Origin of the sequence: Couchioplanes azureus (assembly GCF_014648355.1) — a bacterium.
GTDB lineage: Bacteria > Actinomycetota > Actinomycetes > Mycobacteriales > Micromonosporaceae > Actinoplanes > Actinoplanes azureus.
This window is the reverse complement of sequence record NZ_BMQY01000005.1, coordinates 277,555-290,843: the sequence shown is the minus strand read 5'-3', so window position 1 is coordinate 290,843 and position 13,289 is coordinate 277,555. Positions and strand designations below refer to the sequence as shown.

Sequence of the window (13,289 nt, the reverse complement as noted above, 5' to 3'; positions counted from 1 at the left end):
GACCCGAGCCTCGGGTCAGGGCGGTGGTGCGTGAAGGGACCTATACATGGCGAAGATCCTCAGCTTCTCTGACGACGCCCGGCACCTGTTGGAGCACGGCGTCAACACGCTCGCCGACACGGTCAAGGTCACCCTCGGCCCGCGCGGCCGCAACGTCGTCCTCGACAAGAAGTTCGGCGCGCCGACGATCACCAACGACGGTGTCACCATCGCCAAGGAGATCGAGCTCACCGACCCGTACGAGAACCTCGGTGCGCAGCTCGTCAAGGAGGTGGCGACCAAGACCAACGACGTCGCCGGCGACGGCACCACCACGGCCACCGTGCTCGCCCAGGCGCTGGTCCGCGAGGGCCTGCGCAACGTGACGGCCGGTGCCAACCCCATCGCCCTCAAACGCGGCATGGACCAGGCGGCCGAGGCCGTCTCCAAGGCGCTGCTGGCCAAGGCCGTCGAGGTCGCCGACCACAAGTCGGTCGCCAACGTCGCCACCATCTCGGCCCAGGACGCCACCATCGGCGAGCTGATCGCCGAGGCGATGGACCGGGTCGGCCGCGACGGTGTCATCACCGTCGAGGAGGGCTCCGCGCTGAGCACCGAGCTCGTCGTCACCGAGGGCCTGCAGTTCGACAAGGGCTTCATCTCGCCGAACTTCGTGACCGACGCCGAGGCGCAGGAGGCCGTGCTCGAGGACGCGTACATCCTCATCACGACCCAGAAGATCTCCAGCGTCGAGGAGCTGCTGCCGCTGCTGGAGAAGGTCCTCCAGGCCGGCAAGCCGCTGCTCATCATCGCCGAGGACGTCGACGGCCAGGCGCTGTCCACCCTCGTGGTCAACGCCCTGCGCAAGACCTTCAAGGTCGCCGCCGTGAAGGCCCCCGGCTTCGGGGACCGCCGCAAGGCGATGCTGCAGGACATGGCGATCGCGACCGGCGGCGAGCTGATCGCGCCCGAGCTCGGCTACAAGCTCGACCAGGTCACCGTCGACATGCTGGGCACCGCCCGGCGCGTCGTGGTCGACAAGGAGAACACGACCATCGTCGACGGCGGTGGCAAGAAGTCCGACATCGAGGACCGCGTTGCGCAGATCCGCAAGGAGATCGAGGCGTCGGACTCCGACTGGGACCGCGAGAAGCTCTCCGAGCGGCTGGCCAAGCTCTCCGGCGGCATCGCCGTGATCCAGGCCGGCGCGGCGACCGAGGTCGAGATGAAGGAGCGCAAGCACCGCATCGAGGACGCCATCGCGGCGACCAAGGCCGCGGTCGAGGAGGGCACCGTGCCCGGCGGCGGCGCCGCCCTGGCGCACGTCGTCTCCGCGCTCGACGGCGACCTCGGCCTCACCGGCGAGGAGGCGATCGGCGTCTCGATCGTCCGCAAGGCGCTGGTGGAGCCGCTGCGCTGGATCGCGCAGAACGCCGGCCACGACGGCTACGTCGTGGTGGGCAAGGTCGGCGAGCTGCAGTGGGGTCACGGCCTCAACGCGGCCACGGACGAGTACGTCGACCTCGCCGCCTCCGGCATCATCGACCCGGTCAAGGTGACCCGCAACGCGGTCTCCAACGCCGTGTCGATCGCCGGCCTGCTGCTCACCACCGAGAGCCTCGTGGTGGAGAAGCCGGCCGCGCCGGAGCCGGCCGCGGCCGGTGGCCACGGGCACAGCCACGGTGGCCACGGCCACCAGCACGGCCCGGGCTTCTGACACCCGGCCGGGCTTCCGGCCGCCGGGCTTCCGAGGCGGACCACGGGCAAAGGGCGCGTCGCTTCCGCGGCGCGCCCTTTCTCGTGTGTGATGCAAGCTTCACCGGGGGAAGGGTGGCTAGATGATCGTCGTCGTGGAGGGACCCACGGCGGCCGGGAAAACCTCCTGGTGCCGCCGGTACGCGGGCAGATACGTCGCCGAGCACAGGGTGACCGGCCGCGAGCCGGCGGATGCGGTGGCGCTCGCCCGGCACTGGGTGCGCGCGGGCGTGCAGCGCTGGTCCGCGGCCCTCGAACTGGAACGCGAGGAGGATGTCGCGTTCTGCGACACCGACCCGGTCAAACTGCACTACGCGTGGGGGATGGCCGCCCTCGGCCTCGCGCCGCGCGCCCAATTCGACCGGGAACTCGCGGTGACCCGCGAGGCGTTCCGCAGCGGCCGGCTCGGCTTCGCCGACGCCACCCTCGTGAGCCTGCCCGACACGGCGACGCTGCAACGGCGCCGCGACGACGACCAGACCCGTCGGCGGCGCAACTTCGCGGCTCACGTCCAGCTGAGAGAGCCGCTGCAGCATTGGTACGCGGCGCTGGAGAGCTTGTCGCCGGGCCGGGTCGTGTGGGACCTGCCGGTCACGGGCCTGCCGGCGCTGCCGGAAGCGCGCGCCGACCGATGTGCCGTGGAGCTCCTCGACGCACTGGTCGCGGCGTTGCCCCCGCTGCGCCTGCCTGTCACCGTCGCGTAGCCGCCCGGCGGGTCTGGTCTGGTAGCCGCTCGGCGGGTCCTGGCCTGGTAGCCGTCCGGTGCTTGCCGTCATGACTTCGTAAGGAGCATCGGCGCCTGGGCGGGGCAGGATGGGTCGCGTGAAGCCTTCGCCCACTCCGGCGACGCCTCCCCGGGCGGCCGTTCCCGGGCGAGCCGACCCTGGAGACGCCCTCCTCCGGCCGGCTCTCGCCGGCCTCGCCGCTGCGGCGGTGGCACTCGGCGCCGCCGAGCTCGTCGCGGTGCTGACCGGCCCGATGTCGTCCCCGCTCCTCGCGGTCGCCGCGCTGGTGGTCGACACCGTCCCCGCCCCGGTCAAGGACTTCGGCATCGCGGTCTTCGGCACCCATGACAAGACCGCCCTCATCACGGGCACGCTCCTCTTGCTCGCCGCCTGTGCGGCCGCCCTCGGCACAGCCGCCGTCCGCTCCTGGCTCCTGCCCCTCTTCGGCATAACCTTCTTCACCGCGATCGGCGCCGCGGCCGCCCTGACCCGCCACGCCGCCGGTCTCACCGCCGCCATCCCGTCGCTCGTCGCCGGCGTGGTCGCGGCCGTCACCCTCCGCCTTCTGACCAACCTCGCCGCCGAAGCCGCCACCCCGCCCCCTGCCACGGCACGCCCACCGCACCCGCCGCAACCGCTCACCCCACCCCAGGACCTGCCAGCGCTGGCGGGCGGCCGTCGGCGCTTCCTCATCGGCATCGGGGTCGCTGCCGCCGCCAGCCTCGTCACCGGCGTCGGGGGCCGCCTCCTGAGTGCGCGCCGTGCGGTCACCGCGGCCCGCGCGGCCGTCGTCCTGCCGCCACCGGTCGAGCCGGCGCCGGCGGTCCCGCCCGGGGCCCAGGCGGAGGGCGCGACGTCGTGGGTCACCTCGAATGCGGACTTCTACCGCATCGACACCGCGTTGTACCCACCTCAGCTGGATCCGTCGACGTGGCGGTTGCGCATCCACGGCATGGTCCGCAACCCCCTGACCCTCACCTGGGAGCAGCTGCTGCGCCGTCCGATGATCGCCCGCTACGTCACCCTGGCCTGCGTCTCCAACGAGGTGGGCGGCGACCTCATCGGCAACGCGCTCTGGCTCGGCGTGCCCGTCGGAGAACTGCTCGACGAGGTCCAGCCCCTGCCCGAGGCCGACCAGGTCGTGTCCCGCTCGGCCGACGGCTGGACCTGTGGCAGCCCCACGGCGGTCCTGCGCGACGGCCGCGACGCCCTGCTCGCCGTCGGCATGAACGGCCGGCCGCTCCCGATCGACCACGGCTTCCCCGCCCGCATGGTCGTCCCGGGCTTGTACGGCTATGTCTCGGCGTGCAAGTGGATCACCGAGATCGAGCTGACCCGCTTCGCCGACTTCGACGCCTACTGGGTCCCGAGGGGCTGGTCGGCCCAGGGCCCGATCAAGACCCAGTCCCGCATCGACACCCCCCGCGACGGCGCCACCCGCAAGCCGGGCGCGCTGACGGTGGCCGGCGTGGCCTGGGCCCAGCACCGCGGCATCACCAAGGTGGAGGTCCAGGTGGACGCCGGCCCCTGGACCGAGGCGACTCTCGCCCAGGCAGTCTCCGCCGACACGTGGGTGCAATGGTCCTCCCGCTGGGAGGCCACCCCGGGCGCCCACACCATCCGGGTCCGAGCCACCGACACCGACGGCCAGACCCAGCCAGGCCAGCAAACCCCGGTCGCCCCAAACGGCGCCACCGGCTGGCACTCCGTCCGCCTCACCATCGAATAGCCTCCCGGCCGCCGTGTCCGCGTGCCTGCCTGCCCGCCTGCCCGCCCGCTGGTCGGCCTGCCCGCCGCGTCCGCCTGCCCTCCTGCCCGGCCGGCCGGGTGACCGTCCGCCTTCCCCGTCCTCCTGCCCGGGTGGCCGGCTGACCCGCCACCCGCTCTGGCCGCCGCTTGCCCGGCGGCATCGGTTGCCCTTACTCGGCGGTCCTGCTTGCCAAGCGCGCGGCTCTGCCTTGCCGGCTCCCTTGGGCCAGTGCTTGTGACGGGTTCGGGTCCGGCTTCGCATGGTTCTGGGGCCGGGCTCCGGGGTCCCGGGGCGCGCTCCGGGCGGGGTTGCCGGACACTGGGCGGCGGGGCCCCCCTTCCTGGCTGCCTTCCCACGCGAGGCGTGTGAGTGAAACGGGTGTCACGCGAAAGCCGCACTTTTCGTCCGACGTCAAGGGCAAGTTCGCTCATACGGTGGCTTGCATGTTCACCGATGCGGCTGACATGCCGTTACAGACGCCGACGCGGCTCCCCGGGGGGAACCGCGTCGTCAGGTGTGTGGTTGTGCCGCGTGTCGGGCGGCGTCACGCCGCCGGGGCCTGCCGTTGTGCCGGCACCGTGGACTTGTGGGGTCGGCCGAGGCGTGCCTCGAGCCGGGCGAGGTCGACCCGTCCGTGATGCCGATCGGCAAGGTCCTCCCAGCCGACCGCGAGCAGCCGCAGCCGCTCCGCTTCGCTGAAACCTCCCCAGACGCCGTACGGCTCACGGACAGCCAGCGCGTGCGCGGCGCATTCCGCCCGGACCGGGCACGCGCCGCACATCGCCTTGGCCTTCGCCTCGCGGCGGTTGCGGGAAGACCCGCGTTCGCCGTCGGGGTGGAAGAACTGAGCGCTGTCGCGCCCCCTGCACAGGCCGAGTCGCTGCCAGTCCCACAGGTCGGCGATGGGCCCGGGCAGTCTGCGAACGTTCGACATCAACACCCTCCTCCCGCGCGGCACCGCGGAGTGTTGTCATGAGGGGCCTGGCTCAGGCCTGCCGCCCGTGTACCCCGGCACACGCCGGATCACACACGGTTCGTCGATGTCTTCGCCGGTCGTATCTCACCGGTGCCGAAAATCGTGCCGATCTTTCCCATTTTTTCCATCTAAAGCGCGTAATGCTGCGGCCCTCGCGTGATCTCCTCTGAGAGAGAAGGAGGATCACTGTGCGTACCGTCCTCGTGTGCGTCCGTACCCCACTGGCGGCCCAGACCGTCGCGTCCACCGCGGCCCGGCTCGGCATGACCGGGGTGGTGCGGACAGCGGTGAGCGAGACCGAAGCCATGATCCGTCTGGCTGAAAGGCCGGCCGAGGTGGTTCTGGCCGACACCGCCGTGACTCGTCCCGACAGCGTCGGTTTCACCCGGCGCGTCCTCGCCCGCGCCCCGCAGGCGCAGGTCGTTCTCTTCGGCGCGGAAGACCCCCGGGTCGCCGCCGCCACGGTCGCCGCCGGCGCCCGCGGCGTCATCCGCGGTGTCGAGCACGACCTCGTCAGCGTCGTCGCCAAGGCCCTCCTACTCCTGCTGCTGCCGGCGCGCCCCCAGGGCCTGCCGATCAACGGCGCGAACGCCCAGCCCGCGGCGGTGGGCGGAGCCGGGCGCAACAACAACTCGGCCGCCGCCCGGGGCCTGCACCGGGACGGCATGGCGATGGCCGGCACCCCGAACTCCGCGGGCATCCCGGCGATGCTGCCGAACTCCCCGATGGTTCCCTCGCAGCGCGGGGACGGCTCGGAGATCGACCCGGCGACCGGGCGGCCGTTCGTCTGGCCGGGCAACGAGTCCCGGGCCGGCGACGCGGCACCGGCCGGGCGCCGCCTGACCCTCACCGAGCGGGAGCTCCAGGTCCTGCGCGGCATGGCCGACGGCAAGAGCAACGCGGAGATCGGCCGGGAGCTGTTCGTCTCCGAGGACACCGTCAAGACCCATGCCCGGCGGCTCTTCCGCAAGCTCGGCGCCCGCGACCGGGCACACGCCGTGGCGGCAGGCTTCCGCGCGGGCCTCGTCGCCTGACCGACGCCGGAAGGATCCGGGCACCTCTGTGTGCCCGGATCCACCGTGCCGAGCGGCCGGGGAAGGCTGGGCCGGCGGCGGGCGGCCCTAGAAGGGTCGAGCGGCCCCGGAAAGGCCGAACGGCCGGAGGGCGGCGGGCGGCGGGCGGCCCTAGAAGGGTCGAGCGGCCCGGAAAGGCCGAACGGCCGGAGGGCGGCGGGCGGCGCGGAAGGCCAGGCGGCCGGAGAAGGGCGAGGCGCGCGGCAGCCGACGCCTGGTGTCGCAAGCAAGCCTATTTACGGCATCAAGGCCAGAACGGCGCGGCGGAATCGGGCCGTCCAGCGGATCAAGGCCGCGCCGCGCATCCGAGGCTCCGCGGCGGATCGCGGCGCGGCGGGGCAGTGCGGGGTGGTCAAGCCGTATGGCGGCTCAGCGCCGTGCAGCCGATCAAGGCCGTGGAAACGAAGCGACGGGCCGCAGGGCAGCGACCCGTCGGGTGACTCTAAGTCCGGCTCAGGACTGCTCGTCGTCCGGCCCGTCCGTCAACGTGTCGTGTACGCCATCTGCGTAACCTCGGGCGTACTCCCACGTGACGTAGTGATCGGGATCCGGATCGTAGGCGGGCTCGTGCACTCGCGGACGCCCGCTCGACAGCAGATGGCGCAGATTCCCCCGCAGCAGATCCCAGTCGAAATAGTGCGGCTCGTGGCAGTCCTCACACTCGATCACCAGCCCACGGATGCCCGTCGGACTCAGCAGCGCCTGGTAGATCTCCAGGTCAGAGAGGTCCTCGAGCACGTCCTGCCGCTCCGCCTCGGTCAGCGGGTCCTGCTCGGCGTCCTCGCTGAGGTCGTCGAGTCCCGCGGCCGGGTCGGCGGGGTCGCCGCTGAACGGGTCGATCGGCTCTTCTTGCACGGTGTATACCGTACCCATGAAGGGGCATTGTGTGCTGGCCCGCACCTGCTGTCCGCCCCGTCGGGTAGGGCCGCCTCGATGAGTACGATGTAACACTCCGCCTCTTCGCTAGGGATGATCTGTGGAAACTGACTCCGCGCGCACGGTTCCTCTCGGTCTGACGTTCGACGATGTCCTGCTGCAGCCGGGCGAATCCGACGTCGTGCCGAGCCGGGTCAACACCATCACGCGGATGACCCGCAACGTCGAGCTCTCCATCCCCCTGTTGTCCAGCGCCATGGACACGGTGACCGAGGCGCGGATGGCCATCGCCATGGCGCGGCAGGGCGGCATCGGGGTGCTGCACCGCAACCTGTCCCTGGAGGAGCAGGCCTCGCAGGTCGACCTCGTCAAGCGTTCCGAGTCCGGGATGATCACGAACCCGGTCACCTGCAGCCCCGACGACACCGTGCACGAGGTCGACCAGCTCTGCGGCCGCTACCGGATCTCCGGCCTGCCCGTGGTCGACGCGGAGGGCGTGCTCGTCGGCATCGTGACCAACCGCGACATGCGGTTCGTCACCGACGCCAGCGTCAAGGTGCGCGAGGTCATGACCAAGGCGCCGCTGATCACCGCCCGGGTGGGCGTCGGCAAGGACGAGGCGCTCTCGCTGCTGCAGCGGCACAAGGTCGAGAAGCTGCCGCTCGTCGACGACTCGGGCCGGCTGCGCGGTCTGATCACGGTCAAGGACTTCACCAAGAGCGAGCAGTATCCGAACGCCGCCAAGGACGCCCAGGGCCGGCTGCGGGTCGCCGCCGCGGTCGGCGTCGGCGACGATGCGTACAAGCGCGCCCGGGCGTTGATCGACGCCGGCGTGGACGTCGTCATCGTGGACACCGCGCACGGGCACCAGCGCGCCGTGCTGGAGATGGTCGCGCAGCTCAAGAAGGACACCACCACGGACATCGTGGGCGGCAACGTGGCGACGTACGCGGGTGCCAAGGCGCTGGTCGACGCGGGCGCCGACGCGGTCAAGGTCGGCGTCGGTCCGGGCGCGATCTGCACCACCCGGATCGTCGCGGGCGTGGGCGTGCCGCAGATCACGGCGGTCATGGAGGCGGCCCGGGCCTGCAAGCCGGCCGGCGTCCCGGTCATCGCCGACGGCGGCATCCAGTATTCCGGCGACATCGCGAAGGCGATCGTGGCCGGCGCCGACTCCGTCATGCTCGGCGGCCTGCTCGCCGGCTCGGAGGAGAGCCCCGGCGACCTGATCTTCATCAACGGCAAGCAGTTCAAGTCGTACCGCGGCATGGGCTCGCTGGGCGCGATGCAGTCGCGGGGTCAGGCGAAGTCCTACTCCAAGGACCGGTACTTCCAGCAGGATGTCACCGAGGACAAGCTCGTGCCGGAGGGCGTCGAGGGGCAGGTGCCCTACCGTGGCCCGCTGGCGCGGGTCGCCCACCAGCTCGTCGGTGGCCTGCGCGCGGCGATGGGTTACGTCGGCGCCGAGACGATCGCGGACTTGCAGCAGCGCGGGCAGCTCATCAGGATTACCGCGGCGGGTCTCAAGGAGAGCCACCCGCACGACATCCAGATGACCGTCGAGGCTCCCAACTACCACTCCCGTTAAGAAGAGGTAACCGAAGATGCGCGACGTGGTGGAGATCGGTCTCGGCAAGACCGCCCAGCGCGGGTATCACCTGGACGACATCGCGATCGTCCCGAGCCGCCGCACCCGGGACGTGGACGACGTGTCGACCGACTGGAAGGTCGACGCCTACCCGTTCAAGATCCCCTGCGTCGCGCATCCGTCGGACGCCACCATGAGCCCGGCCTCGGCCGTCGCCCTGGGCCGCCTCGGCGGCCTCGGCGTGCTGAACGCCGAGGGTCTCTGGACCCGGTACGAGGACCCCAGCAAGATCCTGGAGGAGCTGGCCTCGCTCGACGAGGAGGCGGACGCCACAAAGCGGCTCCAGGAGGTCTACTCCGAGCCGATCCGCCCGGAGCTGATCGCCGAGCGGGTACGGGCGATCCGCGACGGTGGCGTCACCGTCGCCGTGCGGGTGTCGCCGCAGCACACCCTCGCGCTCGCCCCGGTGGTCCTCGACGCGGGCGTCGACCTGCTGGTCATCCAGGGCACGCTGGTCAGCGCGGAGCACGTGTCCACGACGGACGAGCCGCTGAACCTCAAGGAGTTCATCGCCGACCTCGACCTGCCGGTCATCGTGGGCGGCTGCACGGACTACAAGACCGCACTGCATCTGATGCGTACGGGTGCAGCCGGCGTCATCGTCGGCGTCGGCGCGGACGAGTGGTCCACGACCGACACCGTGCTCGGCATCCGGGTGCCGATGGCGACGGCGATCGCGGACGCGGCGGCGGCCCGGCGCGACTACCTCGACGAGACGGGCGGCCGCTACGTCCACCTGATCGCCGACGGCGGCATCCAGACGTCCGGCGACATCGCCAAGGCGATCGGGTGCGGCGCCGACGCGGTGATGCTCGGCGAGCCGCTCTCGCTGGCCGAGGGCGCCCCGGCCGGCGGCGCCTGGTGGCATTCGGCGGCCAGCCACCCGAGCCTGCCCCGCGGCGGGTTCTGCATCGCCGGCGAGCCCGACGGCACGCTGGAGGAGATCCTCTACGGACCCGCCGACCGTCCCGACGGCCAGCTCAACCTCTTCGGCGGCCTGCGGCGCGCGATGGCCAAGTGCGGATACCGCGACGTCAAGGAATTCCAGAAGGTCAGCCTCGTCCTCGACCGGTGAGGTGGCGTCCCCCGCGTAGGGTCATCAGGACGCGACACGGGGGAGTGGGAATGCGGGTAGGAATCGCGGCGACCATCGTCGCCGCTCTGGCGCTGGCCGGATGCACGGGGGACACGAAGCCGCGGGCGGGGACGAGCGCCTCGGCCGGCTCCGCGTCCGGCACCGCGCCGAGCTTCGCGCCCGGTGCGGCCGGGGCGGGTGACCCGTATTTCCCGACCTACGGCAACGGCGGCTACGACGTCGCCGGATACGACCTGAAGCTGAAGTACGATCCCGCGACCGGGCGCCTGCAGGGCACGGCGACCATCTCCGCCACCGCGACGCAGGATCTGTCGAGTCTCCACTTCGACCTGGCCCACCTCGCCGCGAGCCGGGTCACGGTGGACGGAACGGCCGCGACCGCCAAGGCGGAGCAGAACGAGCTGGTCGTGACGCCGTCCGCGGGCATCGCCAAGGGCCGCAAGTTCACCGTGGTGGTCGACTACGCCGGGGAGCCGAAGGCGCTGGTCAACAAGGACCTGGGCCCCGGCGGCTGGCAGCGGACCGCGGACGGCGGTTTCGCCGTGGGCCAGCCCGAGTCGGCGAGCACCTGGTTCCCGGTGAACGACCACCCGAAGGACAAGGCGACGCTCAGGCTCGAGATGACCGTTCCCGACGGCGTGGAGGCGATCAGCAACGGGGTGCCCGGCCCGCGCCGGAGCGCCGGCGGCTGGACCACCTGGACGTGGACCGAGTCGAAGCCGATGGCCAGCTACCTCACCATGGTGGCCATCGGTCAGTACCGCGTGCGGAGCACCACCCATGCCGGCAAGCCGATGATCGTCGCGATCCCGGAGACGCTGCCCGAGAACGGGCCGGCCGACCGGTCGCTGGCGCTGACCGGTGAGGTCGCCGACTTCCTGGCCACGCAGTTCGGGCCGTACCCGTTCGACTCGTACGGCGGCGTGGTCATCGACGACAAGCGGGTCCCGTACGCGCTCGAAAACCAGTCCCGCCCCCTCTACGGCAGCGTCTTCTTCCGCAGCGTCGATGCCACGGTCGTCTCGCACGAGCTCGCCCACCAGTGGTTCGGCGACAGCGTGGCGATCACCCGCTGGCAGGACATCTGGCTCAACGAGGGCTTCGCCACGTACGCGGAATGGCTCTGGCAGGAGCACAAGAGCGGGCGGAGCGTCCAGCAGTCGTTCGACCGGGCCTACGGCGGCATCGACTGGGGGCTGCCGATCGGCGATCCGGGCGCGGCCCGCATCTTCGACGACGCCGTCTACCAGCGCGGCGCGCTGCTGGTGCACGCCCTGCGCAAGACGATCGGCGAGGGGCCGTTCTTCGCGCTGCTGAAGTCGTGGCCGGCCGAGCACCGCGACGGCAACGTCACCACCGAGCAGTTCGTGGCGGCCGCCGAGAAGGCCTCCGGCAAGGACCTCGACTCCTTCTTCCAGGGCTGGCTGTTCGGCGACACGCCCCAGCCGAAGCCCTGACGCCCCGCCTCGCCTCCCACATCCTGGAACGGCGGACTCCGGCCTCTCGTCTCGTGGAACGAAAGATGGACGGACGCAAGATCACCCGTACGCTGGCGCGGCGAATCAGGCCCGACGGGGCCGATCACGGGAGGCACGTCGTCCATGAAGCTCGTCCCGCGCCGCGTCGTCGCCGGAGCGCTGTCCACCGCGGTGGTCGCCGCCATGGCCGGAGTCACCACCTGGGCCCTGGCGGAGGAGCCGCCCGAGCCGCCGGTCCGGCTGGTCGTCGGCCTGAAGCGCGCCGCCGACACGTCCGCGCCGATGCGTACGGTCTCCGCGATGGGTGTGCGCGCCATGGACGCCGCCGGTCCCGCCGAGCAGGCCATGACGGCCCTGCGGGCCCGAACCCTCGAGGTGTCCGCGGCCCGCCGGGCGCGGGTCGTCGAGGCCCTGGTGAAGGACCCGAACGTCGCGTACGTCGAGGTCGACCACGTCCGCCGGGCCTTCGACGTCACCCCGGACGACCCGATGTACACCAGGCTCGACGCCGGCGGGGTCCGGCTGCAGCCGGAGGTCGACCAGGTCCGGCTGCCCGCCGCCTGGCAGACCACCACCGGCGCCGCCGCCGTGAAGATCGCGGTGCTGGACAGCGGCGTCACCCCGGCCGGCGACCTCGCGGGCGCGGTCACCGGCGGATACAACTACGTCGGCAACAACACCGACACGACCGACGACGCCGGCCACGGCACCACGGTCGCCTCTGTGGTCGCGGGCCGCGGCAACAACGGCACCGGCATGGCCGGCGGCTGCTGGAGCTGCACCGTCATCCCGGTCAAGGTGCTCGACCGCAACGGCTTCGGGCACGACAGCACCGTCGCCAAGGGCATCGTGTACGCCACCGACGCCGGCGCGAAGATCATCAACCTGTCGCTGGGCGGCACGCAGAGCAGCAAGGTGCTCGCCGACGCGGTCGCCTATGCCAACCTCAAGGGCGTGCTGGTCGTCGCGGCGGCCGGCAACGACGGCCGCAACAGCAGGCTGCGCAACGTCAAGCAGTACCCGGCCGCGTACCCCGACGTGGTCGCGGTGGGCGCCACCGCCCGCAACTCCGACGCGCGCGCCGACTTCTCGAACTTCAACAAGCCCGGCGACTCCTGGGTCGACATCGCGGCACCCGGCGACGTCGTCGGCATGGACCGCTTCGGCGACTACCACACCGGTCAGCGCGGCACGTCGTTCGCGGCGCCCATGGTGGCCGGCGCGGCCGGGCTGATCAAGGCCGCGCACCCCGGCTACACCGGCTGGTCCCTGCAGCGGGCGCTGCTGCGCTCGGCCCGCCCGGTCGGCGGCGACGGCTGGGTCAGGCACGGCATGCTCGACGCGGCGAAGGCGCTGACCATCACCACGGACACCACCCCGCCGACCATCGCCGGCGTGCCGGCTCCCGCGCGCGACGCGCGCGTCCGCGGAAAGATCACGATCAAGACCTCCGGCGTCGGCGACGTCTTCTCCGGCGTCCGCAACGTCGTCCTGTACGCCGACGGCAAGTACCAGGGGCAGGACCACGTCGCGCCGTACGAGCTGCGGTACGACACCGCCGGGCGCAACGGCAGGGTCGCCCTGCAGATCCGGGTCTACGACAAGGCCGGCAACCGGACCGACGTCGATCGCCCGGTCATCGCCGACAACACCGCGCCGAAGCTGAGGATCACCAGCGGGCCCGCGCACAAGGCCCGGGTCTCCGGCACGGTCAGGCTCGCCGCCACCGCCTCGGACGCCGGCGGCGTCAGCCGGGTCGAGATGCTGATCAACGGCAAGGTGCGGAAGCAGGACACCGCGGCGCCGTACAAGTTCAGCTTCAAGGCGTCCGGCTACCGCTCCGGCATGAAGGTCCAGATCCGGGCGATCGACACGGCCGGCAACGTCAGGGCGGAGAAGACGCGCACCTACCGGCGCTGACGCGGCACCCGAA

Annotated in this window: 10 protein-coding genes; 8 read left to right on the top strand and 2 right to left on the bottom strand. The window is 71.8% G+C overall.

Translation table 11 applies throughout. The features are described 5' to 3' along the window. Positions 1–46: 46 nt before the first annotated feature. The 3 genes from groL (at position 47) to IEY99_RS19825 (ending at position 4,188) form a co-directional block, all read left to right on the top strand. On the top strand, positions 47–1,696 hold the full coding sequence (gene groL / locus IEY99_RS19835; protein WP_189205313.1) for a chaperonin GroEL: 1,650 nt from the start codon (positions 47–49) through the stop codon (positions 1,694–1,696). A gap of 121 nt (positions 1,697–1,817) precedes the next feature. Continuing rightward, positions 1,818–2,438, top strand: a complete 621-nt coding sequence (locus IEY99_RS19830) for a hypothetical protein (protein WP_189205312.1) — start codon at positions 1,818–1,820, stop codon at positions 2,436–2,438. A 274-nt stretch (positions 2,439–2,712) separates the two neighbouring features. Then, a complete protein-coding gene (locus IEY99_RS19825; RefSeq protein ID WP_229799045.1) occupies positions 2,713–4,188 on the top strand; it encodes a molybdopterin-dependent oxidoreductase in 1,476 nt (491 codons plus the stop codon). 565 nt (positions 4,189–4,753) lie between these two features. Here the strand turns inward: IEY99_RS19825 and IEY99_RS19820 are convergent. After that, the gene (locus IEY99_RS19820) at positions 4,754–5,143 is read right to left on the bottom strand and encodes a WhiB family transcriptional regulator (RefSeq protein ID WP_189205310.1); all 390 of its coding nucleotides are present in this window, start codon (positions 5,141–5,143) and stop codon (positions 4,754–4,756) included. A 230-nt stretch (positions 5,144–5,373) separates the two neighbouring features. On the opposite strand from IEY99_RS19820, the gene IEY99_RS19815 reads away from it, so the two are divergent. Then, on the top strand, positions 5,374–6,219 hold the full coding sequence (locus tag IEY99_RS19815; protein WP_189205309.1) for a response regulator transcription factor: 846 nt from the start codon (positions 5,374–5,376) through the stop codon (positions 6,217–6,219). A 492-nt stretch (positions 6,220–6,711) separates the two neighbouring features. Here the strand turns inward: IEY99_RS19815 and IEY99_RS19810 are convergent, their stop codons facing one another. Then, the gene (locus IEY99_RS19810) at positions 6,712–7,113 is read right to left on the bottom strand and encodes a DUF5319 domain-containing protein (protein WP_189205825.1); all 402 of its coding nucleotides are present in this window, start codon (positions 7,111–7,113) and stop codon (positions 6,712–6,714) included. Positions 7,114–7,234: 121 nt separating this feature from the next. Here IEY99_RS19810 and guaB point away from each other — a divergent pair, with 121 nt between their 5' ends. The 4 genes from guaB (at position 7,235) to IEY99_RS19790 (ending at position 13,276) form a co-directional block, all read left to right on the top strand. Next, positions 7,235–8,722, top strand: a complete 1,488-nt coding sequence (guaB, locus tag IEY99_RS19805; RefSeq protein WP_189205308.1) for an IMP dehydrogenase — start codon at positions 7,235–7,237, stop codon at positions 8,720–8,722. Between the two features lie 16 nt (positions 8,723–8,738). Further along, complete coding sequence (locus IEY99_RS19800) at positions 8,739–9,857, top strand: GuaB3 family IMP dehydrogenase-related protein (RefSeq protein ID WP_189205306.1); 1,119 nt, start codon at positions 8,739–8,741, stop codon at positions 9,855–9,857. 50 nt (positions 9,858–9,907) lie between these two features. Further along, the gene (locus IEY99_RS19795; protein WP_189205304.1) at positions 9,908–11,335 is read left to right on the top strand and encodes a M1 family metallopeptidase; all 1,428 of its coding nucleotides are present in this window, start codon (positions 9,908–9,910) and stop codon (positions 11,333–11,335) included. A gap of 144 nt (positions 11,336–11,479) precedes the next feature. Then, positions 11,480–13,276, top strand: a complete 1,797-nt coding sequence (locus tag IEY99_RS19790) for a S8 family serine peptidase (RefSeq protein WP_189205302.1) — start codon at positions 11,480–11,482, stop codon at positions 13,274–13,276. The last annotated feature ends 13 nt before the right edge of the window (positions 13,277–13,289 follow it).